The sequence below is a fragment of the Paenibacillus agri genome (genome assembly GCF_013359945.1).
Taxonomy (GTDB): Bacteria; Bacillota; Bacilli; order Paenibacillales; family Paenibacillaceae; genus Paenibacillus_AQ; species Paenibacillus_AQ agri.
On sequence record NZ_JABWCS010000179.1, the window covers coordinates 1 to 26,916 of the forward strand.

The window sequence follows — 26,916 nt, forward strand, 5'->3', positions numbered from 1 at the left end:
CTAACCAAGTGGCTAAAAGGATTTGACAACGAGAAAGAAGGCGTTATTCACACTGTCGATCTGATTAAGCGTCATCCATTGCTGCCTCCGAATGTTCCTGTACACGGAATGATCATTGATCCGAATACAGGAGCACTTGAGCTGCTCTCTAATGGTTACGAATAAGAGGAAATCACACTCGTAAGCTGTACGCGCGGATACAATATCCGCGCTTTTTTTATTTTAAAAAATATTTCGAAATATGATCATTAAAAATGAAACCTTCTTCAAAGTCATCCGTATTACCGGAAAGACACAAAAAAATAGCTTACAGGAGGGTTCACCTAGTCAATGAAACCAATGAAACGTGTAATGATGATTGTTATGGCCTTCACTCTGTTCTTTGCTGTAGCGTCACCGAATTTTGTGGACGCAAAACGCGGGGGCGGCGGATTCAAATCCGGAACGCGTAGCTTCACCACCACCCCGAAGAAATCTACCACCACAAATAACGTGAAGAAAAGCGATAGCACTACCGGCGGAGCAACCACCGGAAGCATGGCAAATACAAAACGCGGCTTCTTTAGCGGCGGCGGATTGATGAAAGGTCTAATGATCGGTGGTCTTGCTGGTATGCTGTTCGGCGGTTTGTTCGGCGGTATGGGCTTTATGGGCAATATTCTCGGATTCGCAGTTAATATGCTCGCAATTTATCTGGTTGTTACCTTGATTCTTTCCTTCTTCCGCCGCAGACAGGAACGCCGCAGATTCCAAGAACGGGATGACCGTGCCTAATGAATAGTACTGTTCTTAGCATGGATGAGATCATTAATGCGATCTGCCTACACATGGCTGAACGTAAGGCAGTGAACCCTACCGAAGTGCAGGTGGAGCTTAGCTGGGAAGAAGACACCGGCTATTCTGCGGAGGTATGGGTGCATGGCCGAAGCCAGTTCCTGGTCGAGTCCAATATGATCGAAGCCATTCTGCGTTACGTGCATACCGAATACGGAATCCGGGCTTACCGCGAGGATGTACGGTTGGATCTGGATGAAGAAATTACAGCTGTAGTAACTACAGACTGAAATTAATAAAAAATAAGACGGTGCAGCCCTTGGGCTGTACCGTCTTTTTCAATTGTCGTCTGCCTGATCCTCCAATCCTTGTCAGGACAAAGGAAACTCTAAGGTAACTTTAGCCCCACCCAAGACTTCGTCATTCCCTAAGACCAGCTGCCCACCATGCCGCAACATGATGGATTGCGTAATGTAAAGCCCCATGCCGTGATGATTTCCCGAGCTTCGACTGCGGTCTCCCATATAAAACTGCTTCGTTGCCTCTCTCAGATCAGCAAAAGTGAAGCCGCCGCCGCTGTCGTCCACTGTAAAGCAAACACTATCTGACTTGCCTTCTGCAGTCAGTGTGATGTTGCCCTGAATGGGAGTATGTTCCACTGCATTCATCACAACATTGAGTATTGCCCGCTGGAACAAATCCTTGTCGATTGCGATGAAATCCGGCATGTTGTGTGCGTTCATGTGAACCTGTATCTCTTTCTCAACAGCGGCTGCTCTCAAAAGTTCTTCAATATCCTCAAGCAGCGAAGCGGTATCGATTGTGACCCGCTCCAGCTTCAGCCCTTCCTGCGTCTTCGAAATTTCGATCAGTTCCCTCGCATAACGTTCAATCTGTGCCGAACTAGTCAGGATATAACGATTGTAATCCCGCTGGATCTCATCTTGGGCTGTCTCGCTTAGCAGCTCCGCATTCCCTCGGATGATCGTAAGCGGTGTTTTGATATCATGCGCGAGCGCGGAGATTTGCTCCCTGCGGGCCTGCTGCTCCTCCCATTGTTGCCGGAGCGAGGCCTTCAACTCGTTCTTCATCGTGTCTAGTGAATCTAGGACTGTGTCAATCTCATGCACACCACTGGATTGCACGGTGAATTCGAGATCCTGATTCTGAATTTTGCCAATGACTGACTGCAGTCCTTTCATTTTCTTCGCCAGCTTCTTGCCGAACAGATAGGACCATAAGGCAATTTGCAGCAGTAAGCCTGTCACAATCAGTATGATCCCCAGAAGCTCAGGATTGGGCAGATGGGTTCTCAGCCATTCCGAGCGATAATTCATGACAATAGAATAACTAAGCAGAAGGACCTCTTGCTGCTGCTCACGCTGAATGACGGTGTAATAACCGCGGATTCCGCCTTTACTGCCCGACGCCACAGCCTTCCATGCTTTCTGCGCTTGCTCCCTATTTAGACTGCCGCTCACATATTGCCCTTCCTGAGTATAGAGAGCATAATCCGACAGAGAAGGAATTTGATCTGGTCTAATTTCGGGACTGGAAACTAGTATATCCTTTGCAGCGGCAATCTGCTTCTCCACATAATTGGCCGGGAGAATCTCTCCTGTCGCCGTAGCTATAAGATAAGTTCCAATCAATAGGCCGAGCCATAGCAGCATTCCCCCACACAACAGCATAAAATATCTTAGGAAAATAGTACTCAGAGCCAATGGTTTGCGGGCCTTGTGCTTTAAGTTCTCCATTTATAACCTATCCCCCAGAGGGTCTCGATCGGTGATAGCTCGTACCTCGACAGCTTTGCACGGATATTCTTAACATGCTCCGCCACCGCTGCACTGTCGCTCTCCCCATCAAAACCAAACACCGATTCATAAATCCTCTCTTTGGAGAAGACCTGTCCCCGATTGCGGGCAAGAAACTCACAGATTTTATATTCACTCTTGGTGAGGGGTACCTTGTCCTCCTGCACATGCATTTCCTTGCCTAATAGGTTGAAATGAACCTCATCGATACTCAGCATACTGCGCCTCTCCCGCTGCTCTCTTCGCAAATGTGCATTCACCCTGGCCCGTAGCTCACCAGTCCCGAAGGGCTTAAGGATATAGTCATCTGCGCCCAGACCCAATCCGTACATAATGTCATCCTCTAGTGTTTTTGCCGTGAGGAATAGAATCGGGCAATCAACGATGCCCCGTATTCTCTCGCAGAGGGAAAACCCGTCGATTCCCGGCATCATGACATCCAGAAGGATCAGGTCAAAGAAACCGGGATTTAGCGCTGTGATCTGCTCCGGCTCAGTTAACGTGGTCACACTATGTCCGTCCTTGATCAGGATATTACGAATCAGTATCAGAATGCCCGCTTCATCATCTACGGCCAGTATTCGGGCCATCCAGCCTCCTCCTTTCAACGCTTAAAGCTTATCCTTCCGATTTGCGGCCTTCCCACCGGGTAAACCATACACAGGACAGCAGCAGCACACCTGCCGTGACGATGATACTTATCCAAATGCCGCTATGCAGTTGAACCATTATGGAAGCGCTAAGTGGCACTTCAGTTGCGTACAATACCCACATACTGGCCAATCGCACAGGCCAACTCCAAGGCACCAGAATCCAAATCCCATCGCCAAGCCCTGTGAGCAGTAGTGCTCCCAGCAGGCTCCCCATAATGCCCATGCCTATCGAAGTCCCCTGTCCAAAGCGCAAGCTTATCATCAAATGAAAAATATACAGGATTATGCAGCTTCCGGCAAGCACGCAGGCAACAGTCAGGTAGAGATGCATGGGTAGTAGTCCGTCTTTGTGTAGCAGCTCCGTGAGGCCTGCCCCGAACATCACTACTGCCAATAGCGTGCCTGTAAAGCCCATAATGAGCAGCAGAAACAGCTTGCTCAGAAAGGTCCACATCTTCGGTGCAGCCCCTCCCAGCAGGTTCTGGAATTGCCCAGCAGCCTCTTCCTGCCTGGCCAGCATCGCGGTCAGAACGCCAATTAGCGTTGGGAAGGCCACGGCTAATATTTCAACAAAACCGGCAGTGAGTAAGAGACCATCCTTAGGCGAAATAGAAGCATACGCCAGGAACGCCCCTGCTCCGATAAGCGGCAGAAGCAGATGAATCAGCAGCAGCGGCGTCCGTTTAATTTTCAGAAAATCCGCTCGTAACATACGGTCAAATCTATTCATCCTACAAAGCCTCCCGCTTGCTGAACCACTGTGCCGTCAGCCAAAGCAGCACACCACACAGTGCCAACGACTCCAAGACACCCGGCAGGATAACCCCCCAGGCCAGCAGGGGATCACCTGCTTCTGCTGGAATCCCGTTCGGCAGGATTTCGAGTACAGGACACATCAGCCGGATCGGAATAGCGTACGGAACAACCCACCATATCTCCCGGGTAGCAAACAAAATACCGAGTACAATACTCCCTGCAAGATTGATCAGGATGGTTATGAACATGCCACATGTCACAGCAAGAAACAGGCAGAGTGGAATCTGCCAGGCGAATGTGACCGCGAGCAGAACAGATGCCATTAATCCTTGGGCAGGCAAGATCGTCTGCCCAAGCCACAGCCCTCCGAGCATAGCCCCTACAAAGAAGATTAGACAGACAGTTAGTAGCCAGACCATGCAGAGCAGGGCTTTCCCTAGCCAAAGTTTACGTGGGTCCACTGGCAGGGCAAGCACGCCCTGAAATTTCATATTGGCATCCTTCTGGACGACCAGAGTACAGAATAGAGTGGTCGCGCCGGGCAACATGATGACATACCACCAGTTGTAGGCACCGGTCTGGAAAAGGCGCCCGCCCATTAGTAAGAAAGCGATTAGCAGTGTAAGGGCTGGCATCAGCCAGGTCATCCGCGGGGCAAAGGTGCGTTTAAGCTTCAGCTTTTCCACAAGCATATATTGCAGCAATTTATTCACCGGCCCTTCTGTGCGCAGCGGCCACCTGCATGAACAATGTCTCCAGGTCCTGTTCCCCATGCGCGCTGCCCTGATAGCCGAGCACACCGCCGGCAATAATACCGATTTCATCCACAACCTGCTCTACCTCAGAAAGTACATGGCTGGATAAAATGACGGTGATGCCCTGCGCCGGAAAGGAGCGGATCAGCTCCCGTAGCTGCTGGATACCGATAGGGTCCAGCCCGTTCGTCGGTTCGTCCAGTATCAACAGCCGCGGATGATTCAGCAGAGCGATGGCAATACCGAGGCGCTGCTTCATACCCATCGAGAATTGCCCTGCTCTTTTTTTACCCGTTCCCGTCAGATCCACGGTTAACAGGACCTCATCAATACGCGACTCCGGCAACCCCAGCATTATTGTGCGCACCCGCAGATTCTCCCGGGCCGTCAGATTTTCATACAGGGGCGGACTCTCGATAAGCACTCCGATGTCCGACAGATCCCGGCGATGCCACTCATGCCCGTCGAACCGGATGCTCCCCGAAGTGGGCTTAAGCAGGCCTGTTAGCATTTTCAGTGTAGTCGACTTCCCGGCACCGTTAGGGCCGAGCAATCCGTAAACTGTATTCCTTGGCACAGACAAGCCGATGTTCTCGACTGCTTTCTGCTTGCCAAAGCTTTTGCAAAGACTTCTTGTTTCCAATATCAAATCCTTCACTATCCATCATCCTTTCACTTCTGTAGTCATAGATTAAAGGACAATTATCAGGATTTTATAAGGATACTTAAAAGAAGCCAAACGAAACACCATCAGCACAAAAGTCAGGCACACAAAAAGGGATACCGCATATGCAGTACCCCTTCACTTTATTGACCCGCCCGAACGAAACAGCTGTTCCATAACCCTAAGTCTCCACAGTCTTAAAGCAGGGAAATTACCAACAGTTCGTACAGTACCAGTGGCAAAATCACATTGCTGTTATAGCCAGGTGAAGGATACGGCGTCGGGTAAGGTGCATACGGGTTAAAATACCCCCGGGCTCCTTGGTTATTAGCGGTCACACCCAGATACAGATGTTTGCTGTCTAAGCCGGAGATCGTGCCTTCATGAATCAGTCCGTCTACGGTCTGCACCCTCACCCTTTGATTAATATAAGGCTTACAGGAATGGTGCAGTGAGTCACGGACGCCGTGCAGGTGCCGGATCACATTGGGATCGGCTTGATAGATAACTCCCTGCTGCTGACCTGTGTAATATGTCGACATAATCTTTTGACCTCCACAGATGGATTTGCTCCATACTATGCGGTAGCCTACTCAATGGTGCCTAGAGACAACTCTTATGAGTTCTCTATACGAGGGCGATCCCTTCTACCTTGACGTTAACAGCCACAAGCGACAGTCCCATCATCGTCTCCACAGCATGACGCACATTGTGCTGAACCGCCTGGCATACCTCCTGGATCTTATACCCGTAGTTGACGATGATCCGCAGATCTACCTCGACCTCCCGCTCCTTCACTTCAACAGTAATTCCTTGTTGCCCGCTTTTGCCGCTCAGGCGCTTGGTCAGGCCCTCCGACATGTTTTTGGACATGGAAGCAATACCCGGTGTCTCAATCGCAGCCAGCCCGATCATCTTGGAGACTACAGCATCGGAAATATGCACAAACCCTTCTCTGATATCTTTCAACATGAATATACACTCCTTATTCTATAGGTTCAGAAGATACTGGGGGACTGGCCTCAGTCTTCCGTTGTCTGATAAACACTTCATACAGCTTGATTGCGATAATCTTAAGAATTAAATAGACAGGGATGATCAGCAAGATCGCCAGGATACCGCCCAGATCGCCGCCGACGAGCACCAGGATAATCGTGGTTAGCGGGTGGATATCGAGCTTTTTCCCGAAAATATACGGCGCAACCAGGTTATCCTGAATCTGCTGGGCAATCAGAATAATCACAATCGACCAAATTGCCGTTGACGGCGACTGAATCAGGCCCACGATAAAGATCGGCACACTCGACAGGATTGCACCGATGAACGGCACGAAGTTCATGACAACCGCGATAAGTGTAAGCAGCAGCGCATATGGCAGGCCAATGATCAGGAAGCCAATGTACATCAGTACACCCAGCGCCAGATTCACCAGCACTCTACCTACTATAAAGTTGCTAAGCGCGCTGTCGATCTCACTCATCACCGCTGTGCCCTCATCCTTGTAACGCTGCGGCATGAAGCTTACGATTCTCTGCCCGAACTTGCCGCCTTCCTTAAGCATAAAGAACAGAATGATCGGAAAGGTAAATAAAATAATAGCAAAATTAGACACGAAGGAGAACAGACCTGACACATAGTTCGTCAACAAGTTGAAGCCTTGGTTCAAATAATCAGTCAACTGGGTTAGCGGGCTAATATCTCCCGGCAGTAGGGACGAGAGCCATGGAATCTCCTCCAGTTTGTGAATCTGCTCGTTCATGTTGGCGAAGAGACTTGGTGCATTGTTCACCAAATTCACCAGCTGTGTGCGCAGGGATGGGAACACGCCGATGCTGAGCACCAGCAGCAATAGCGCTATCACTACATACACAATCAGTATGGAGACCGAACGGTTGATCCTGCGTTTCTCCATGGCATTGATCAGCGGACGCAGCAGATAATAGAAGAATCCCGCTAGCATCAAAGGAATGATAATTACACTGAACAATGATAGCACCGGTTTGAAAATAAAATCCACCAAGGTGCCGACATACACGATGCCCAGCACCAGTAGAACAGCAATACAAATACGAATGAACACGTTCAATTTCGCCACAGTATCCCTCCAATCCTCTTTGTTTTTTTTATTTAGGTATCTCAATTGTAAAAATCGTTGCATCCTTGCCCTTTCGGCTCAGATGAAGCGTCCCGCCCATCTTCTCTGTATTGCGTTTAGCGATGGACAGTCCAAGTCCAGTTCCTCCACTGGCTGTTCGCGCTTCATCCCCACGAACAAACGGATCGAAGATGGTCGGCCATAGCTCCTGTGGAATGCCGATGCCGTTGTCGGCTATTTCAATCGCTATCTTATCATCTGAAGGCAGCAGCTCAACACGCAGCCGCGTTCCTGGCGGGTTATAAGCCAGCGCGTTAGCGATGAGGTTGTGAATCACCCGTGACAGCAGCTCGGCATCATAGCTGGCCATGACTTCATGATCGGGAACGTTAAGCTTCAGATCGAAGTTCTTTTGCTCAATCTCACCGTAGGTCTCGGCAACAATCTCCCGCAAAAATTCTCCCAGCTCCTGACGCTCCACCCGTAGTAAGAAGTCCGGTGAATCAATCTTCAGCAGTTCCAGTGTATTCTGGATCAACTTGGTGACCTGTGAGGATTTGTTATAAATATAGGTCAAGTAACGCGTCTGCCGCTCCTTGTCCTCCCCGCGTCCTTCCACAAGCGCCTGAGCGTAGCCCTGGATACTCGTAATCGGTGTCTTCAAGTCATGGGACAGATCCACCATCAGCTGCTGCTTGCTCGCCTCGGCCTGAGCCTTCTCACGTGTAGTTCTCTCGATCACACCCGCCATATAGTTGAAGGTGTCGCCGATGCGGGCAAATTCTTTCTCAGCATATAACTTGATACGCATGCTGTAGTTCCCCTCGGTCATCTGGTTGAGCCCCAGGGTAATAATACGCAGCGGCTTCTTGATCCGGCGGGCCACCCAGTAGCTGTAGATAACGGTCAAGAGAATAATCAGTCCGGTACCGACAAAGACATAGAACGATACCGATTGGTTCAAGTAGACCTCCAGCGGATCGCTGTTGATGGATATTTTCACACGATCACGCGGAATTTTGAGCAACAGCCATCCAGCGTCATGATGCGCCTCATCCATACGAGCCATGGAGTAGTAGTAGGACTGGTCTTTTCTGTTTTCCAATGCTTCGTAAATAGCGTCTTCGCTGTACTGGGATACTGTGTCTCTTTTCTCACCAACGGTGCTCACAACGTTCCTCTCATTATCGAGGACCTCCAGCCATCCGCCACTTTCCAGCAGACGCCGGTTTTCAATTCCATTTGCGGGCTGACCCCGATATTCCCGGGCCTCTATCTTCAGGTTGGCGTCAGCGATGACATTTTTGCCGGAATTAATAGTGACATCAATATTGATGAAAATATAGACGCCCAGCACGAGCATCAGCAGCATACAGTTAAATAGCAAAAAATCTAGCGTAAGGGAAATGTGCAGCGGTCTCTGATCTCTAGTTTTCCACGGGCGCTTCAAATTTGTACCCCAATCCGCGAATCGTCTTCAAATACTCAGGCTTTTTGGAATCGCGTTCGATTTTGTCACGAATGTTGCTGATATGCACCATAATGCTGTTATCCTCATACACATAGAAATCTTCCCATACAGCCTCATATATCTTTTTGCGGGTAAATACACGTCCCGGCTGTTCCATCAGCAGCTCAAGTATCTTATATTCAGTAGAGGTCAAGCTGACCTTCTCCCCGGAACGGTAAAGAACGCATTCGCTTCGGTCCAGCACCAGACTGCCAAGCTCAATTCGTTCACTCTGTTTCTTCTCCTCTGCGGGCGGGGCGTCAAAATGGTTCACCCGCCGCAGCAGCGCGCCCACCCGGGCGACAATTTCCAGCGGATTAAAGGGCTTGGCGATATAATCATCGGCGCCCAGTTCAAGGCCCAAAATCTTGTCATGGTATTGACTCTTGGCGGACAGGAACAGAACCGGAAAGAAATGCGTTTCACGAATTCTTTTCAACAATTGCAGCCCGTCCATGCCCGGCATCATAATATCGAGTATCGCCAGGTCAATGTGATTCGACTGCATCAGCTGCAGTGCCTGTGTGCCGTTGTGCGCCTCCAGAATGTTGTACTCCTTCTCCAGATAGAGCTGCAGCAGTTCCACAATCTCTGTCTCGTCGTCGGCAATCAGAATGGTATACACGGTGATCCCCCTTTATGTATCTATATCTGTATACGAATCTAGGCCAGCCCGGTATCTTGCGTAAAATCCTAAAATGCAGGACCCTGGCACCCTAACTATATCCTGCCATTCTAAATCTCATCTAAACCGAATCTAAAGATTATCTAAATTATTAATATTTCACGATTGTAGCAAAAAATCGTACACAGGATATTATCCCCATGTACGATTATTCATATTGTTCATTTATTTAAAAAGCAACTCCGATTCCGCCTTCACCGGCATAGGTCCCCATCACAGGTCCCATACAGGAGAATACGACCTCCTTGAAGGGGTGACGCTCCAGAATTCGTTCCTTGATCTCAAGTGCCAGCTTCTCACAATTGCTGTGAACAATCGCGAGAACCGCCTTCTCGTAATCATGCTGCTTTTCTTCAAGCCGGGCCAGAAGCTGGTTCAGCGCTTTCGGAAGACCGCGCGTCTTCTCTACCACCTCTACCGTGCCGTCATCACCGATCTTGAGCAAGAGCTTGATGTTCAGCACAGACGCTACGGCGCCGGACAGCCGATTGAGCCGTCCACCCTTGATTACATTCTCCAACGTGTCTAGTGTGAAGAGGGCATTGACTTCTTCGCTCTGCCGAACAACCTTGTCTTTCAAATCTTGTAAGGTGGTGTAGGATTGCGACCATTTCCCAGCTTGGGCCAGAACAACGTTGAGTCCTCCGGAGAAGCTCTTCGAATCGATAACTTCAATAGCATTCGGATACCCTTCATCCTCATACATCTCCTTGGCAATCACGGCAGCCTGATACGTGCTGCTGATATTAGAGGACATGCAGATGACCATGATGTCGGTGCCTTCCTCTACTTTCTTGAACGCTTCCAGGAATACCATAGGACTTGGACTGGCTGTCGTCGGCAGCTCCTTGGAATGACGCATTCTGTCGTAGAATTCCGCAGTACAAGCACCCTCCGGCATGGCTTCATGTCCGAAGTGAACCGGCAGATGGATCACGGAAATATCATACTTATCAATGTAATCAAGAGGTAGATCGGAACCGCTGTCTGTGATAATCTTGATGGGCATAAAGGGTACTCTCCTTTCATTATCGTGTTCATTATAAATGACACTTACCAGGTAAAATAGTTCAGTTTATCACTTGTCAAACGTATTTTTTTGTGCTTACACGCAAAAAAGAGCAATTTCTAGGCCAAGCGGCCTGAAAAATTGCCCTTTTCACAATCATATGATGTCGAATCAGCCCATTATGTCTGATTCTCTACAACACTGCCGATGTTCCCCCGTCAATATTCACGGCGGTTCCCGTTACATAAGATGCCGCACCGGAGACCAGGAACGCTATAACCTTTGCAGCCTCTTCCGTCTGGCCAATCCGTCCCAGCGGAATGCCGTGGCCCGGGTCCGAAGCAAATTCCTCCCAGCTCTGCTCAGGCGCAACAGACTTCCACTTGCGCTCGATCTGGTCGCTGCGGATCAGGCCGATGCACACCGCGTTGACGCGGATATTGTCTCCGGCCAGATCCTTGCTCATCGCCTTCGTGAGCGCAAGCCCCGCCGCCCGGCTGACCGAGGTCGGCAGAGACGAAGCGGACGGCGCCTTTCCCTTGATCGCCGTCACATTCAGAATTGCGCCGCCTCCGCGTTGGCGCAAATGAGGTACTGCTGCCTTGGCGGTATTCACCGATCCCAGCAGCTTCAGATCGAGGTCACTATGCCAGCTTTCGCTTGTGACCTCTTCGAACGGCTTCGCCGCCGACGTCCCGGCATTGTTGACCAGAATGTCGAGTCCGCCGAAATGCCGCGACGCTTGCTCCACCGCGCCGCGCGCCTCTTCCTCTATGGAGACATCGGCGGAGAGAATCAGCGCCTCTGCCCCGGTCTCTTCCTTGATCCGCTCTGCTGCTGCCTGGAGCGACTCCAAATTCCGGGCGACGATCGCCACCTTGGCGCCCTCCGCCGCCAGTGTCACTGCTGTCTCAAGCCCGATCCCCTTGCTTCCGCCGGTAATCAACGCAATCTTATCCTTCAATCCCAAGTCCATCTTAAACTGCCTCCTCACCTATAGTTAGTTACTTAATGAATAAGTATACTTTACCATATTTTCGAGGCACTAATGAAGCAAGCCCCTGGTACGGGCTGCTTCTAACGCAGCGAGCATCCCGTACCACCACTGAAGTCTTTGATTATTTAATTACGTTCCCTTGATCTCCTCCATATCAACTGCCACACATGCGATGATTTGTTTCTTACTATTTATCTGACAACAAAAATGTAGAAACAATTAATCCATATAAATCTGGTCTTTCTGCATGTGGGGTATGGCCGCAATTATCAACCATAATTTTATTACCATTTGATATCTGATCATAAGCTTGAATATGGCTGTCGCAAGTTACAGGGTCAGCCTCCCCTAAAATAAGCATTGAAGGGACTGAGAGGGTAGTGAGCAATGGTACAATGGATTCGAACATTCGTCCTTCTTCTCGCAGGCGGTTCAGATGAATTTCAGTTCGATCGGCGAAAAGCTCCCATTCCTCATCCGTATAAGCGGAATAATCAATTGAAGTTAAATTATTCACCCGGTAAATTTCAGCCTTTTTCTCCCCTAACTCTTCGCCAAGGCGTAAGTACTGATCAAAAAGCTCTTTGCTCTGCAAGTCACTTGTTGCTAAGCTGTTGCATTCTGCCGATTTATTAGGATCTCCTAAAGATAAGAACACAGAAGACGCCCTTCTCAGCAAACTTTTTGAAGTCCAGGAAAAATCAAACGTTGGGCATTCAAAGATGACTTTCGTAATTGAATCCGGATAAGCCGAAGCATACAGCAATGAAACATAACCACCAAACGAATGCCCAATCACAGCCCACTTGTTGATTCCCAACTGAGTCCTCAACTCTTCACAGTCTTCAACTAAATCACGAAGTCCAAATTCTTCTGTTGAATTTATTTCCTCAGAACGACATACTCCTCTTTGGTCTATAGCTACTAGATGAAATATCTCTGAGAGTCTCTTAGCCTGATGATATACAAATTCGTAGCAGCTTTCCCCGGGGCCTCCGTGAAGAAAAAGCACAGCAGATAATTGCTGATTCCCAAAAATCTCTACGTGCATTTTTTTCCCCCGTACAATTAATGATTTGTGCACGGTTTCTAGCTCCTTTAAGTGGTCTACTTAGAATACACTTTTCTCAAAGTTTAAGGCTTCTTTCATCCCTACATTCATAGCATAATATCTTCCAAATGAGCTGTCTACTCTACTCCATCACATAGGATTTTTGCACTCGGATCTCTTGTTGTTATAGTTTTCTTCTATGCTTAAAACGGACATAAAAAAATCAACCTTCCGGTTGAGTGAAAGGTTGATTTTTCATCCTTCGTGAGGATGAGGAGACGCTACATCGGGCGGCTGAGGAGATCTTGCTTGTTCAGCGCCGACTGTGCAGCTGCATATTTACTGGGCATGACACCTACCGTATTCTTGAAGATACGGCTGAACAGATGAATGCTGGAGAACCCGGTCTCCTCCGCGATCTCGGTCAAATTCTGCCGTCCTTGCAGAATTCGCAGCTTCGCCTGTTCAATTCGGACATGCTTCAGATAATTATGAATCGTAATGCCAAGCTGGCTTTTGAACAAGTAAGACAGGTGATTCGCTGTTACACCCGCATGTTTGCCAATGCTTTCGTTGCTGAGCTGAGAGTCGTGATAATGCTCATGAATATAATGAATGGCACCTTCCAGCAGTGGCCAGCCTTTCGTTAACTTGCCCTCCGTCTCCCCGGGAAGCGAGCGGCTCTTCATAAAGGTATAGAGTAGCTCCAGACAGATGGATTTAAGCAGCAACGGGCTGGCCGGTGATGGATCGCTCAGTTCTTTTTGCAGCATGAGAAATTTCTTCTTCATATCCATCCGGTCTGCCAGAGGCAAACGGGTTACCGGGGCGATGGAAGCCAGCTCCATCTCCTCTTCCCTGTGCTTCATGGCATCAGGACGGCCCGCATGCCTCTGCTCGTCATAGTAGAGATCAAAGTGAAGAATACACTGCACCAGCGGGAGCGCCGAGGATGACTTGATGATATGGGGCATGAAAGGATGCATCAACAGCACATCCCCTTCCTTGACCAGATATTTCACGCCATTCAGAAAGAACTCTGCCTCACCCTGATCAATATAGGTGTACACATGATCCGGATCCATCCATTCTCCGGCTAGTGAAGTGGACTTCTGAATTCTAGCGGCTCTGACATAGGGGGAAATATGGTTAATCCAAGACTGCTCCACGGCTGCGGCTCCCTTCTCTCTGCGGTGTCTCCATCCTGCAACGGAATTAGGCTTTGACCGGAATCAACAATTCCTTCTCCACGTAATCACGACAGGTCTTCATGCTATCATACGGGGTATTCGTCGTTTCGTCCACTTCAAGCGTTACCCAACCGGTGTACTGAATTTCTTCCAGCGACGCGAGTACCTCTTGGAAGTTGACTGCCCCTCTGCCTAGCTCACAAAAGAACGGTTCGTTCTCATTTCCGCCCTCCGCCTTCTGCTTCGTCAGGTCTTTGAGGTGGACATAAGCCACTCTATCACGGTAGGTTTTAATAATCTCTGACGGGTCCATGCCAGCTCCCTTTAGGTGAGCAGAATCCGGCGCCAGGTAGACGTATTCCGGATCGGTCAGGTCCATCAACGTCTCCAGTTCGTTCTGATCCTGAATTTCCGTCCAGAGGTGCGGATGCAGACAAGCTTTCACTCCCAGCGCTTTCGTCTGCTTAGCCAGTTCATTTATTGTCTCAGCTGCGACTTTGAGTTCTTCCAACGTAGTTGGCTGCTCTCTTGTCCCGCCGGGACCCAGCACGAGAATATCTGCGCCCAATTTCGCGAGAAGCTGGGCTAGCCGCACATTATGACGGATGATGTCCTCCCGGTTCTCCAAGTTTCCAAAACGCTGATGCTGCCCGTCCGGCATTCCGCCGTACAGCCCAGTTATCACTAGTCCGTAACCGGCTAGCAGTTCCTTGAACTCTTCCGGCTTGTCTTCGTACTGGAGCGCAAAGGACGCCCACGGTTCGATTCCACGAAAGCCAAGCTGAGAGATCTCAGTCACGGCCTGAAGATGATTCTGGCCCCAAGTGATGGCATGGGCAGCGATTTTACCTCTGAATTCAGTCATGAATAGGTCTCCTTATTGGCAGGGCTTCACGTACCAACGCGCTAACCCTGCCCGTTCTCTTATAGCCCTAGTGGTGCGAATACTTTATCAAATCCAGCCTTAGAGCGAGCCAGCAACTCCTGCGAAGTCTGCCCGCTGCCTGGGGCCAGCACTTCCTGAGCAACAACACCTTTATAACCAATCTTCACGAGACTTTCCAAGAAGCCAGCAAGATCGATCACACCTTCGCCCGGATACAGACGGTCACCATCCAGAAGTTCAGGGATTGGCAGGTCCTTGGCATCATTGATATGAGCATGCGTGATTTGCTCCGGCTTCAGCTTGAGCAGATCATCGGTGGTCAGCCCATTCGTGTACCAATGGTAGGAATCGAGTAGCAGACCAACATTACGGGAGTTGATCGCCTCCATCCACTCGAGCGTATCCTCCATCGTCCAGATGAATGGATTAGCCCACTGTGTGCGTAGATGATTACTGCCGACAAACTCCAGACCCAGCGAGATACCGTACGCCCCCAAAATGTCCGCGCACAGTCTCAAACGACGTGTAGCAGCAATCATGAATGGAGCCGCTGGCAGATCGGTAGAAGGCAGAATGTATGTGCAACACGCCTTACAATTCAGAGCGGCTGCTGCTTCCGCCACTCGTACAAGCTGTTCTAATCCTGCCCGGAAATTCTCTTCCGTGCTCCGCCAATCCACATCCAGGCTGAAGGAACCGATGGTAATCCCGGTGCTTTCCAGCAGCGCTAACGCTTTTTCTTGTCCAAGCTCCTCGATCAGCTCTAGCGGATTAAGATCCACCGCCTGAAATCCGAACTCAGCTGCACTTCTGATATACTCTTCATTTGACGTAATCTCGCCGAGACCCGCCGTAGTCAATCCTCTTAACATGTCTTTGTCCTCCTTAGGCCCAGTCAAACAGCACGCCGTTGTATTGGTCTTTGTTATTTCTTAGTCCTGCATAAGCTTCACTGGCTTGCTCTGGCTTGATCACATGGCTGATCAGCGGCTCGATCTGCAGACGATTCTGCTGCATCAGTTCGAAGACGATCTTGGAATTACGCACCAGCGAGTGCTTCACGAACTGGTTAGGTTCTGTCGGATAACGCCACTCATGCGCCCCTTTGAACGTAATACAGCCACGGTTATACAGATGGCAATAGTTGAGTACTTCTGTAATATCTGTGTTGTACTCTCCACGCGGACTACCCAGCAGAATGATCTCACCCTGGCTGCCGATGTACTCCAGACTGTCAACTGCAACCTTGGAAATCCCAGTGGCTTCTATATGAGAGGATACACCCTGACCATTAGTAAGCGCCATCAATTCTTCTTTTACCTTACCACTGCTACCATCTAGCGCATAATCCACACCACACACACGAGCTGTCTTGAGTCGTTCCTGCGACAGGTCGACCCCGATCACCGTTGCACCTTGCAAGCGGGCCAATTGAGCGGCCAGATTGCCGACCAATCCTAGACCGGATACACTTACCTTGTCGCCAAGCTCAATATTCGACACGCGAACCGAAGTGAAGGCCACGGTAGCCATACGTGTGAAAGGAACCCATCTCAGATCCAATCCGTCCGGCACCTTCAGTACAACGTCCTTAACCTCCAGCACTTGGTATTCGCTATGACTGCCATAGTGGAAAACAGCATCTCCGACTTGTACATCCTTAACGCCTGCACCAGCTTCAATAATTCGGCTAACACTTGCATAACCCGGGTTAAGCGGGAGCTTGGCCCACCACTCTGTACCCGCCAGCATCGCCAGCTCCGTTCCGGGGCTAATCAGCGAATATATTAATTGAACAAGGACTTCATTCTCCCCAAGCGTTTGGGCTGTAAACGTCTCTTCCACCGTTTCTACTTGATTTGGGCTGACGAACATAATTTTCCTATTTCTCATTTGTGTAGTCACTCCTTCAGGTTCATTGATCCCTTTAAATGTATGGTTTTTTGAGAAAATTGTCTTTACCTGAATTCATGATTTTTTGTCTAAAACTACGATGTCGATGCACCCGTTCTAGGTCACTGTAATCCCACGCCAAAAAGCCGTCCCTCCACTGCTTCCAGTGTCGGGACGGCTTCGTCCGGTGATATGCGCCGCTTAATCAAAAAATGAATTACATGCAATCAAAATGATGATAATTCCGCTTAACACGGTACTGAATTGCCCTAAGGTAAACGAACCAATCCGCACACCAGACAGCTTTCGCCCGAGAACTACACCGAGCCATACCGTCACATAACTCCCGATGGCCGCCGTTAAAGAGATCGCCAGCGGAGACAGTCCGATCAGCCCTGCGCCTACGCCGTTCGTGACTGCATTCGCGGCCAAGGCCACCCCCAGGACCATCGCTTCCAGAATGCCGATCGAGCCGGATTTATCTTTATCGGCCAGTTCTGGATTCTGCAGAATTCCGGTCAGTGATCCACCCCCTTCCTCACGGGCTCCTTCACTCTCTTGAACAGCTTCCCGCTTCTTACGCGGCGCCGCCAGCAGAATGATCCGCACCCCGATGATTAAGAGCAGCAGGGCGCCGATTACAACGGGCATTACACCAGGCAACACCTTCGCCATCCATTGACCCGAGAGAATACCGACCATACTTAGAATAAAGCAGATCACTGCGATGATTAAATTTGAGAAATGGTTAATACGGATGCCACGAATCCCATAAGATATTCCAACACCTAAATTATCCAGACTGGATGAGAGGGCAAAGCCGAAAATGAGAAGCCACGCGACCATGGTTTGGTTCACTCCTTGTTTCTGTTTACAGTCATACTATTGAGATATACACAAAATGGTGCGCGTCCCAAGTAAAATTGTTGAGATTTCCTCAACAATTGATATCAACACCACCCTGTACAGGAGGTGAAATGCACATGTCTGATGAGAAGAGAAGCCCTGATCTCGGGAAGATGCTGACGAATTTGCTCAAAGAGCGCAGTCTCTCCATGCGAAAGCTGAGTGCCCTGACCGGCATGGATACCGCAACGATCTCCCGCATTGTGAACGGCAAACAGCGGGCCAAGCCAGAGCACTTGAAGGCGTTCGCCATGCATCTGGAAGCCCCCCTCTCCGATCTATTCCAGGCCGCTGGTTATGGCGCTGCTGTGCCCACTCCCCCAGTTCCGACCTCCGACATTCATTCCTCCATCACCAGCATCAAGGAAACCCTGCAGGCCTTCAACCTGATCGATCATCATTTTACTGCAGAACTGGTTCAACGGGAACTCAGTAAATACGAACCGTATGTCCTCACCGAAGAGGGGGCACGAAAGATCCATAACGATTTTCCAGACAAAGTAAAAAGCGTCAACGGTGCAGGACCGTTCATTGAAGAACTGCATCGCATGTATGAGCTCTACAGCAGCACCGATATCCCTCTGGAGGAACGTGCTATTTTAGGAAGCGGATTGTTCTATTTTGTCTCGGCCACTGACATCATTCCGGACTATGTGTTCCCGCTGGGTTATCTGGATGATGCTATCGCTGTGCAGATTGTGATGGAGCGGCTGCAGGAGCTGCGGAGTCGGTCGGGGATATAGTGGAATGCGATGCTGATGCCAGTGTTATCTGTAAAAAAGCCGTCCCCCTGTGTAGCATCTCTGCTGGGTGACGGCTTTTTGATGTGCATTTTACAGTTGAGCTTCCTGTTATAGCGATATTACGAAATAATTCTGGAATTTATAAAAACAGCGGCCCCAAGACCGTTCCCGTTGCAGAGGATCTGCTAGGGAGCAGCCTAATAATTGCTGAAGTGTAATTAACGACATTTTTGTATCCTAATTATTCTGCATTTACGGGTAAGAGGGAATTAAAGGCAATATTGTACCTTAAATCTTCCAGAATAGGCCTTCCAGTTCGTTTTTCCGGAAAATAAGATACAATAATGCACTTAATACACTTATTTTCCTATATTTAAGAAATATAAGGTACAAAAATGCTGTTAGTTGGGAAGTGGTCCCCTTTTTACTGTTAAGAAGAAGAGTATAATTGATGGGAGACTTGTTTGCTAAAATCCTAACTTTACCAGAATCACATCTGGTCTTCTCTTCGAATTTTGCTTATATCATTTTTAAGATCACTACATCTCTCATTCGTTCATTCCTTATATCTATAATCTAACCAGTTGATTTTTCCTACTTCTAGCCAATAAGACAATGAGAACAATCTGTATTAACAAGGATAAGATTGATAATCTTAAATCAAGCAACATTACAAATGGTGAGCCTATCAAAAAAATTGTAAGAGACCATCTGTATTTACCATATATCCCTAAATCACCTTCCATCGCTAAAGATATAATCCCCCAAATTACTGATCCACTTATAATCAATGAGATGAAAATTATAAACAGAATAATAACTGCTAGAATATTGTTTTGATTCAGTGAAAGAAGAAGAAAATATATAGTCACAAAAACAATAACGAAAACTAATACAATTGGTTTAAACGGTTTATATAACCTGAAAACTGTCTCAAACACATCAGAAGAAGTATTAGAGGATATTAATTTCGATTTTTCTTTATGAAGCTTATCACATTCTAATTGAATAAAAGTCATCAGTGTCCGTAAAATGGACGTATCTGCTCGCAAATAGTAATCTCTTACAATCTTTTTAATGTCATTCGTGAAGTAGGAACTTGATTTACCAAGCTTATTATAGAAATTTTGTACAGCGAAAGCATCGTTTGGTCTATGAATGACTTGAGCTATCGCAGCTTCCATAGACGAATAAAGATCCAGCTGTTTTTGAAGAAGAGCTAATTTATCGTTATTATCTTTCTCCATCAATACTTTGAATTCTTTATACAACCAAATAAGAACGGTAGTAAAAACTGTAATTGCTAGAGACCAGCCAGGATTTGCTTTAAAGTAAGTTAAAATTTCTTGTATCATCTTAGATCGTTCCTCTACATTATCTTCAATTCACTATTTTTGAAAAAAATCTGTTTTAATAATTCCATAATAAACCCTATCGTCATACTCATTTTCGTCTTCATAGTAGAATGATTGTCTTAATGTGCCCTCATATATCATCTTTGACTTCTGCAAAACTCTACCTGAAGCCACATTATCGCCTCTATGAAAAGCCTGCAGCCTGTATATCCCTGTTTTCTCAAAAGTAAATTCTATAATTGCATTTAAAGCTTCTGTTGCGTAACCTTTACCCTGATAGGATCTACTGATGCAGTATTCAATATCAGCATAATGATGCTTTAGATCATTACCGCAAAAAGCAATTTGCCTAATGTTTTTATTGCTCTCTTTTAAGATAATAGCCCATTTATAAAAATCATTCCGGGAATACGAAGAAATCCAGCGACTTAAATTCTCCTTTACAGCATCTAATGTTTCATAAATAGGTTCACCTAATTAAATTGTACTTCCTTATCATTTATCCAGTTCATGAACATGTCCTCAGCATCTTCTAAAACAAATTGCCTTAAGGATAATCTTTCAGTTTCTATCGATTGTGTTCCAACATGAATTGTATTCATCCTTTACCCCCATCATTCTCAATGTTAGTTTCAGTTATCTTAAGAATATCTTAGAATGGAAATATCACACTATGACTTTAACAGCCGACGGTTCATTCATGAATAAAAAAAGTAGAAGTCATATTGAAAGTTATTTGTTCCAATAGAATTTAATTCACAGAATTTGAGGGGTGCGGGATATTTATGAAAACCTTTATATATATGGTCAGGCACGGAGAATCGCCTAAAGTGGATGGTGGCAACGAAAGAACACGTGGACTGACTTTAAAGGGAGAGTCAGATGCTCAAATTGTAGCTGAATTATTGAACGTTGAGGGGATAAACACATTCATCTCAAGTCCATATAAAAGGGCAATATTAACAATAGAGGGATTAGCCCAATCTTTAGGCAAAGAAGTGATTATTATCGAGGAACTAAAAGAAATAGTATTCCTTGGTGATAATAAGATATTGTCTAATAAGGAAGTGTATCCGTTAGTAAAGAAAATGTTTTCGGAACCAGATTTTCTGTTGCCTGGTGGAGAGTCCTTTATGAATTGTCGAAACCGTGTCGTACCTATCTTTGAAAACATTATAAGAAAATATGAAGGGCAGAAAATTGTTATTGGAACCCATGGAGTCGTTATGACAATGATGATGGAATACTTCGACCCCCAGTTTGGCTTGGACTTTTTATTAAAGACTTCAAAGCCTGATGTTTACAAGCTGGAATTTGATGAAGGATTATTAACCAGAACAGAGAGATTGTGGAGGGTAACTTCTGAATGATTTCATTGAACTAGAGAGCACATTCGTATTATCGGTTAGACCTGAATATCACTGAAACAACCCAAACAACTAGAACCGTTAGTGCTATACCAGAAAAAAGAATATACCAATTAAAAAAAAAGGTTATTCGTATATTGGTTAATCCAACCGAAACGATAAACGATGGAATCTTTTTCGTTAGTGAAACCATTGAGATTTTTGGATAATGTATGAACTTTGGATATTTCTCCAATCACCATAAATGTGAAGATAAATGTAGAGCTTGTCGACCCGTTAATCTCCTGAGTTTGAGCATTGTTCTGGCCCTCGCCTAATCCTTGACTCCAAAATAGTGACATCGATCCTTGAGCAGAAGTGTCGCAACCATCCCCCTAAATTGGCGTATTAAAGAAAAACTGGAAAGGATGACGTTCAGATGTCGGCGCTGCTCAAAAAAATCCGGACACCTACCTTTATTTTCTTTTCCTGTGTTCTGGTCCTGTCTGTAATTGTAACGATTCTGTCCAAACCTTACTTCACAGAGCGTATTTTCTATGTAGATAACTACAAGTACTCCTTCTATAGCGATCAAGATAATGTTGTCACCTATCGAAGCAAAACAAATGATCCTATACAAGTAAAACTTGATCATGAGAAGCGTACGGTAACCATCCAGCATCAGGAGTATTTTATTACGAAAATCAATTCTTCACCCAGTCCGAATTACAAAGTGATATATCCTAACGGGCACAAATACGAAGTCCATGATGCTTCCGGAATATTATTGACCTCCGATGGACATGGAAATTACGTCTCCGAAGCCTCCACTTTCGTTAACAATCAAAGAATGCCACAGGACGGCGAAGAGCAATATTCCCCCTCAACTCTGGTAACAGCTGCGTACCCCGAATATCATGTCACTCGAGGTGCTCCAGCGCTTCTGTATCTCGCTTTAGCCGTGTTGATTTACGGATGGTGCAGCTTTCGCTATCGAAAATTTCAAGACATCCTTTTCTTCCTCTCGCTTCGTTGGATATGGGTGAACGACCCTGAACCTAGCGACTTCTATTACTTTATGAGCAAGGTTAGCGGTATTATCGTCATGATAGGCTCTCTCTGGATCGCCGTTCAAGCCTTCTAAACCACAGACCACGGTAAAAGCTATCAAGAAATCAATGCAGCAAAAAGACACTGAGATTTTATTCATCAGTGTCTTTCTTGTTGATACTTTTCCACCAACATCATATTTCATCGTTGAACTCAGAGTCGTATTTTAAAGCAACTTAATCAGCTCTTCTAGCTCATCAACCAATAGTTTTGCATGTTCAAAATTAGTATCTTTTAAGGCCAATTCTATTTGCATTTCAACTGATTTTTTCTTTTGTTCGGTTTCTAAATAGTCTTTATCAAAATGTCTAGCATAAATCATCTGTTTGAATTTTTTCATTTTCATTTTTCTGATCGTCTTATCATCAATGATTAATACATAATCCATACCATTTACAACAGAATAGAAATCATGAGAAATCATGAGAATCGCACCTTTATAGTCTTCGATGGCTTTCTCCAGTGCTATTTGTGTATAGGTGTCTAAATGGCTTGTCGGTTCATCAAGAAGCAATACGTTTGCTTTACTGGCAGAAACTTTAGCCAATTGAAGTATATTTTTTTCTCCACCAGATAATGATTCTATCTTCTGATTAACGCTTTCTCCTTCAAATCCATAATTTGAAAGATACGATCTAACCTCATCATAGGTACTAATTCCAGCATCGATAAATTCTTCAAGAATTGTATTAGAATCATTTAGCACTTCGCCTTGTAGCTGAGATAAATAAGCCACTTTAGCATCAGCATTTATTACAATTGAATCGTGATTATTCTTAAAAATCTCTCGAAGTAAAGTCGTTTTCCCAGTACCGTTTGGACCGATAATAGCTACTTTATCTGTAGATTTTATCTCAAAGTTAACATTGTCCAAAAGCAACTCATCAAAGGCAACACTATAATTATTGACATTTACAACAATGGTGTCTTCAATCTCATTATCAATACCAAAACTGATTTTCGGTTGCTTAATATCAACAAAAGGCGCTTTAATTCTACGTGCTTCCAATCTCTCTTGAAACTTAACTCTAGCTTTTAAGGCTCTCCCTCTAGATGCTTCTGAATTATAGGTTGCGATAGCTCTAAGATTATCGATTATGCTATCATATCTCTCAATTTCTTCAGCTTCAGCGACTGCGATTTCTTGCAACTCTATTTTTGTCTGAAGTAACGAGAAGTTATACTCAATATACCGCCCATCAAACTCTTGAATCTCCGTGTTTTCAAGGTGGATAATTTTGTTGAAGCAATGATTCAATAGATATCGGTTGTGCGTAACAACTAACAGTATGCCTTTGTGTGCATTAATAAGATTTTTCAGCGCATTTAGGTTTTTAAAGTCTAAAAATACATCTGGTTCATCCATGATCATTAAGTCTGGACTATTAAGCATTTCCTTCATCACTTGAATAAGTTTGAATTCCCCACCGCTCAGGTCGGATACCCTAATATCTTTTAGCTTCATGAGGTTTGCCAGATTTAGCTTCTTATTAATGTTACTTTCAAAATCGTTCCCACCTATTGCATCAAATGCGTCTAAAGCTAATTGATACTTTTCTAACAGCTCTTCAATATCCGATGAAGTTTCCATTTCAGTACAAATGGTTTCTATTTCATTTTGTTTCTTAATAAATTCTTCTCCGATATATTCAAAAACAGTTGTTTCTTTCGATCTGTCTAGCTCAGAGAACTGACTTACAAACCCAATTTTACAAGTCGGCTCTATTTCTAACTTGCCCTCGAACAAATATCTTTCTGGATCCATCAGTATATCTATCAGTGTGCTCTTCCCACTACCACTTGTTCCTATAAAAGCGCAATGTTGTGCCTCTTCAAGCGTAAATGAAATGTTTTTGTATAGCTCTTTTTGTGGAAATGAGAAGGATAAGTTATCTACTTTTATCATGGTGTTACCTTTCTTTGTAACTAAATTGGTGACTATTATTAGCTGTATTACAATCATAGATTTTGAGTTTACCGTTGTTAGAGTAACACTGTTTACTACCAACTTCAATCATTTCAAAATAAAGTTGTTCGTAAAAGCGAAAAATACTACTATATGAATCCACTGGTCAGGGGGAGCGCTATAGTGAATTAATTGCAAGAGTGGTTGGTGACACCTCTCATTATCGTTAATAATCGACGCTTCGCAGATTGATTATACTCGGCAAAAAAGGCTGTCCTCTTTGCAGAAACTTCTGCTCAAGAGACAGCCTTTTTTATTGTTTTTCCAAGCTGAGGTGACGTATTAGAGTACGTATGCGAACCCAACCCTACCAAATGTGATCAAATACTCTGGACAAAACATCCTTATTCAATTTTCAACCGTAGGAATGACGAACAATTTTACACGATTACGCCGCATCCTGGGCTTGCTGCTTAGCTGCTTTCTTGCTACCCGGACGCAACAGTAGAAGCACAACGATAAATGATGCCGAAATAAATACAATCGAACCAATAATCGCTGTAGAGACACCTGCTGTAAATTGCGCGTCGGTAGGCGTTCCAGTTCGAACGAACGATCCAAAAACCGCCGTAAGGACAGCCAATCCAAGCGATCCACCCGTTTGGTGGGCCACATTGACCAGCCCTGATGCCGCCCCCGCATCACGCGGATCAACATCAGACAGTCCAAAGGTGGTAAATGGAATAAACACAATACCTGCACCTATCCCCAATACAACCATCGGGATCATAAGCCCTGGGAAGAACTTCAAGTCCGTTGAAATCTGACTTAAGAAGATCATCGCAATGATGACTATAAAAATACCACTAATAAGCACTTTCGCATTTCCGTAGCGAGACACAAGCCATGGCATGGCATACATCATCCCGAACTGAACCATAGTCATAGGTAGAAAGGCTAGTCCTGTCTCCAATGCCGTAAAACCAAGCACATGCTGCAAGAATTGTGACATGAAGAAAAACATCGAGAAATTGCCGCCTACAAACAATAGTCTACCCAAATATGCGCCGGACCGTTCACGACTTGCGAATAGACGAAGCGGTGTAATCGGCTGTTCGACCCGTGACTCGATGAAAACAAACGCTGCCAGCAAAATGATTCCTATGAGCAATGAAGTTATGGTTACAGCATTCCCCCATCCGTCGTCTGCCGCGCGGACAAAGCCATATACGAGAGCGGTCAGACCTACTACAGAAGTAATCGCCCCCATGATATCAAAACGACCGGTGCTTTTATTCGTCTCTGGCAAAAATTTCGGTGCCAGCACAAGCAGTACAATGCCGATCGGTACATTAATGAACATACCCACGCGCCAGGATACCCAGTCCGTTAACATGCCGCCTACAACTAAACCAATGCTTCCGCCAGCTCCGTTGACCGCACTGTACATGGCAATGGCTTTAACCCGTTCCTTGGTCTCCACAAAACTGACAGATAACAGTGCCAATGCTGAAGGTGTGGCCAATGCTGCCCCGATCCCTTGCAAAGCACGGGTGATGAAGAGCATTTCAGCGGATTGAGCTAACCCGGCAAATAACGATGCAACCGTAAAAATCGCTGTCCCGATTATAAAAACCCGTCTTCGACCAACGAGATCCCCCGCTCTCGCTCCGAGTAGCAAAAAGCCCCCGAATGCCAGAACATAAGCATTTTGCACCCAGGTCAAGCTCGTTGTCGCAAGGTGCAGTCCGCGGCCAATCTCAGGAAGTGCCGTGATCATAATGGATGCATCGAGAACAACCATAAGCTGACAAGTGATGATGATAGCTAGAATGAGTCTATTATTTGACTGTCGGATAACAACCATCCTTTCTTGATGAATGAACTGAAGCTGATTTTGACAACCATCTGAATAAATAAGTTCAGTATGGTTAACTGTTGGCTGCTGGCCAAAAGTATTGACCGATGTGCTGAATTAGAATAACATGCATTTTAATCAAAGTAAACAAAAAACATTTATTTTGTCTATTATGTATTTCGTGTATTTCTCGTATTCAATGCTGTATAATAAAGTGACACGGTTTGAGAGATTGGAGTTGACATCAACACAATGAGTACACAAGTGGAACCGAGAGAAAAACTACTCAAAAAACTAATACATTCCGGGATGAAGGATGGATTCCAACATTTGCGGATGGATGACATCGCTAAGCATATGGATGTAAGCCGAGCGACTATGTACAAATATTTTTCATCCAAAGAGGAAGTTATAGCGGGTGTCGTGCAAGTTTTTGTCGATTATATCGAAAGACTCGCAGATCGCAACCCCGAAGATGATGAGCGTTCGTTTGGGATCTGGTTCCAAAAGCTGTTCGACCAGACCGTATCACTCGTCGGTAAAGTCACCGACATCTTCCTCAAGGAGCTTCAGACGATCTACCCGGAGCTATACGATCAATTGAGAGCGGTTCTGAGCAGACGGGAACAACAAGCCCTCATCTTCTATCGCGAAGGAAAAGAAAAAGGTATCTTCAATCCCATCAACGAGCGTCTGATCCTGCTTCAGGATGATCTGCTGCTGCGGGAAATCATCAATATGAAATATCTGCTGCAAAACCAAATCTCCATCGAACAGGTGCTGTACGATTACTACAACCTCAAAAAAATACAGCTATTCAAAGCAGAGAAGCTCGATATCGTGGATGATTCGTTGATTGAACCGGTCATTCAGCACTTCGTGTATAAGTTTAATCGGTCGTTGTCTTGTTAGAGATTTGAGCTTAGATGAGGGTAGCAATAAGACGACGTGAGCCTT

Annotated in this window: 28 protein-coding genes and 1 pseudogene; 7 read left to right on the forward strand and 22 right to left on the reverse strand. The window is 46.1% G+C overall.

The features are described from left to right. The 3 genes and pseudogenes from HPT30_RS29790 to HPT30_RS01865 all read left to right on the forward strand — a co-directional run. Positions 1-165: pseudogene (locus HPT30_RS29790) on the forward strand (carbonic anhydrase); the annotation flags it as partial. 174 nt (positions 166-339) lie between these two features. Next, a complete protein-coding gene (locus HPT30_RS01860) occupies positions 340-774 on the forward strand; it encodes a hypothetical protein (protein ID WP_175369862.1) in 435 nt (144 codons plus the stop codon). Continuing rightward, positions 774-1,064: a YxcD family protein gene (locus HPT30_RS01865; RefSeq protein WP_175369833.1), complete on the forward strand. Its 291-nt coding sequence runs from the start codon at positions 774-776 to the stop codon at positions 1,062-1,064. The genes HPT30_RS01860 and HPT30_RS01865 overlap by 1 nt, the downstream gene beginning before the upstream one ends. Before the next feature lie 81 nt (positions 1,065-1,145). Here the strand turns inward: HPT30_RS01865 and HPT30_RS01870 are convergent, their stop codons facing one another. The 18 genes from HPT30_RS01870 to ytaF all read right to left on the reverse strand — a co-directional run bounded on the left by HPT30_RS01870 (position 1,146) and on the right by ytaF (position 17,581). Beyond that, entirely contained in the window at positions 1,146-2,531 is a 1,386-nt protein-coding gene (locus HPT30_RS01870) for a HAMP domain-containing sensor histidine kinase (protein ID WP_175369834.1), read from the reverse strand. Next, positions 2,519-3,181 (reverse strand): response regulator transcription factor, encoded by a 663-nt coding sequence (locus tag HPT30_RS01875; RefSeq protein WP_175369835.1) that lies wholly within the window; start codon positions 3,179-3,181, stop codon positions 2,519-2,521. Before HPT30_RS01875 ends, HPT30_RS01870 begins: the two co-directional genes overlap by 13 nt. 28 nt (positions 3,182-3,209) lie before the next feature. Next, positions 3,210-3,974 carry a lantibiotic immunity ABC transporter MutG family permease subunit gene (locus HPT30_RS01880; RefSeq protein ID WP_175369836.1) on the reverse strand — a complete coding sequence of 255 codons (765 nt, stop codon included), beginning with the start codon at positions 3,972-3,974 and terminating at the stop codon, positions 3,210-3,212. Between the two features lies 1 nt (position 3,975). After that, on the reverse strand, positions 3,976-4,713 hold the full coding sequence (locus HPT30_RS01885) for a lantibiotic immunity ABC transporter MutE/EpiE family permease subunit (protein WP_175369837.1): 738 nt from the start codon (positions 4,711-4,713) through the stop codon (positions 3,976-3,978). Then, complete coding sequence (locus tag HPT30_RS01890; protein WP_175369838.1) at positions 4,706-5,413, reverse strand: lantibiotic protection ABC transporter ATP-binding protein; 708 nt, start codon at positions 5,411-5,413, stop codon at positions 4,706-4,708. Before HPT30_RS01890 ends, HPT30_RS01885 begins: the two co-directional genes overlap by 8 nt. A gap of 203 nt (positions 5,414-5,616) precedes the next feature. Then, entirely contained in the window at positions 5,617-5,961 is a 345-nt protein-coding gene (locus tag HPT30_RS01895; RefSeq protein ID WP_175369839.1) for a hypothetical protein, read from the reverse strand. 85 nt (positions 5,962-6,046) lie between these two features. Beyond that, entirely contained in the window at positions 6,047-6,391 is a 345-nt protein-coding gene (locus tag HPT30_RS01900; protein WP_175369840.1) for an Asp23/Gls24 family envelope stress response protein, read from the reverse strand. A 13-nt stretch (positions 6,392-6,404) separates the two neighbouring features. Next, positions 6,405-7,514: an AI-2E family transporter gene (locus HPT30_RS01905; RefSeq protein ID WP_175369841.1), complete on the reverse strand. Its 1,110-nt coding sequence runs from the start codon at positions 7,512-7,514 to the stop codon at positions 6,405-6,407. 28 nt (positions 7,515-7,542) lie between these two features. Continuing rightward, positions 7,543-8,964: a sensor histidine kinase gene (locus tag HPT30_RS01910; RefSeq protein ID WP_175369842.1), complete on the reverse strand. Its 1,422-nt coding sequence runs from the start codon at positions 8,962-8,964 to the stop codon at positions 7,543-7,545. Beyond that, positions 8,942-9,649 carry a response regulator transcription factor gene (locus HPT30_RS01915; RefSeq protein WP_175369843.1) on the reverse strand — a complete coding sequence of 236 codons (708 nt, stop codon included), beginning with the start codon at positions 9,647-9,649 and terminating at the stop codon, positions 8,942-8,944. The genes HPT30_RS01910 and HPT30_RS01915 overlap by 23 nt, the downstream gene beginning before the upstream one ends. A gap of 229 nt (positions 9,650-9,878) precedes the next feature. Continuing rightward, positions 9,879-10,718 (reverse strand): DegV family protein, encoded by an 840-nt coding sequence (locus HPT30_RS01920; RefSeq protein ID WP_175369844.1) that lies wholly within the window; start codon positions 10,716-10,718, stop codon positions 9,879-9,881. Between the two features lie 193 nt (positions 10,719-10,911). Next, complete coding sequence (locus HPT30_RS01925) at positions 10,912-11,694, reverse strand: SDR family NAD(P)-dependent oxidoreductase (RefSeq protein WP_175369845.1); 783 nt, start codon at positions 11,692-11,694, stop codon at positions 10,912-10,914. Positions 11,695-11,902: 208 nt separating this feature from the next. Beyond that, positions 11,903-12,799 (reverse strand): alpha/beta fold hydrolase, encoded by an 897-nt coding sequence (locus HPT30_RS01930; RefSeq protein ID WP_312876279.1) that lies wholly within the window; start codon positions 12,797-12,799, stop codon positions 11,903-11,905. A 248-nt stretch (positions 12,800-13,047) separates the two neighbouring features. Next, positions 13,048-13,935, reverse strand: coding sequence for an AraC family transcriptional regulator (locus HPT30_RS01935; RefSeq protein ID WP_175369846.1), 888 nt, complete (start codon positions 13,933-13,935; stop codon positions 13,048-13,050). Between the two features lie 46 nt (positions 13,936-13,981). Then, positions 13,982-14,821, reverse strand: coding sequence for a sugar phosphate isomerase/epimerase family protein (locus HPT30_RS01940; RefSeq protein ID WP_175369847.1), 840 nt, complete (start codon positions 14,819-14,821; stop codon positions 13,982-13,984). 59 nt (positions 14,822-14,880) lie between these two features. After that, positions 14,881-15,714, reverse strand: a complete 834-nt coding sequence (locus HPT30_RS01945) for a sugar phosphate isomerase/epimerase family protein (RefSeq protein WP_175369848.1) — start codon at positions 15,712-15,714, stop codon at positions 14,881-14,883. A gap of 13 nt (positions 15,715-15,727) precedes the next feature. After that, on the reverse strand, positions 15,728-16,735 hold the full coding sequence (locus HPT30_RS01950; RefSeq protein ID WP_175369849.1) for a zinc-dependent alcohol dehydrogenase: 1,008 nt from the start codon (positions 16,733-16,735) through the stop codon (positions 15,728-15,730). Between the two features lie 201 nt (positions 16,736-16,936). After that, complete coding sequence (gene ytaF / locus HPT30_RS01955) at positions 16,937-17,581, reverse strand: sporulation membrane protein YtaF (RefSeq protein WP_175369850.1); 645 nt, start codon at positions 17,579-17,581, stop codon at positions 16,937-16,939. 137 nt (positions 17,582-17,718) lie between these two features. On the opposite strand from ytaF, the gene HPT30_RS01960 reads away from it, so the two are divergent. Next, the gene (locus HPT30_RS01960; protein ID WP_175369851.1) at positions 17,719-18,384 is read left to right on the forward strand and encodes a DUF1232 domain-containing protein; all 666 of its coding nucleotides are present in this window, start codon (positions 17,719-17,721) and stop codon (positions 18,382-18,384) included. Between the two features lie 569 nt (positions 18,385-18,953). Here the strand turns inward: HPT30_RS01960 and HPT30_RS01965 are convergent. After that, on the reverse strand, positions 18,954-19,739 hold the full coding sequence (locus tag HPT30_RS01965) for a hypothetical protein (protein ID WP_175369852.1): 786 nt from the start codon (positions 19,737-19,739) through the stop codon (positions 18,954-18,956). Between the two features lie 33 nt (positions 19,740-19,772). Continuing rightward, complete coding sequence (locus HPT30_RS30885) at positions 19,773-20,204, reverse strand: GNAT family N-acetyltransferase (protein ID WP_376766983.1); 432 nt, start codon at positions 20,202-20,204, stop codon at positions 19,773-19,775. Between the two features lie 320 nt (positions 20,205-20,524). Here HPT30_RS30885 and HPT30_RS01975 point away from each other — a divergent pair, with 320 nt between their 5' ends. After that, positions 20,525-21,109 (forward strand): histidine phosphatase family protein, encoded by a 585-nt coding sequence (locus HPT30_RS01975; protein WP_175369853.1) that lies wholly within the window; start codon positions 20,525-20,527, stop codon positions 21,107-21,109. 415 nt (positions 21,110-21,524) lie between these two features. Next, positions 21,525-22,229 (forward strand): DUF6199 family natural product biosynthesis protein, encoded by a 705-nt coding sequence (locus tag HPT30_RS01980; protein WP_175369854.1) that lies wholly within the window; start codon positions 21,525-21,527, stop codon positions 22,227-22,229. Between the two features lie 132 nt (positions 22,230-22,361). Here HPT30_RS01980 and HPT30_RS01985 read toward each other — a convergent pair whose 3' ends face one another. Both HPT30_RS01985 and HPT30_RS01990 read right to left on the reverse strand, forming a co-directional pair. Further along, positions 22,362-24,101 carry an ABC-F family ATP-binding cassette domain-containing protein gene (locus tag HPT30_RS01985; protein ID WP_175369855.1) on the reverse strand — a complete coding sequence of 580 codons (1,740 nt, stop codon included), beginning with the start codon at positions 24,099-24,101 and terminating at the stop codon, positions 22,362-22,364. Between the two features lie 448 nt (positions 24,102-24,549). Continuing rightward, entirely contained in the window at positions 24,550-25,968 is a 1,419-nt protein-coding gene (locus tag HPT30_RS01990; RefSeq protein ID WP_175369856.1) for an MFS transporter, read from the reverse strand. 243 nt (positions 25,969-26,211) lie between these two features. Here HPT30_RS01990 and HPT30_RS01995 point away from each other — a divergent pair, with 243 nt between their 5' ends. Beyond that, positions 26,212-26,871 (forward strand): TetR/AcrR family transcriptional regulator, encoded by a 660-nt coding sequence (locus HPT30_RS01995; RefSeq protein WP_175369857.1) that lies wholly within the window; start codon positions 26,212-26,214, stop codon positions 26,869-26,871. Positions 26,872-26,916 lie beyond the last annotated feature (45 nt).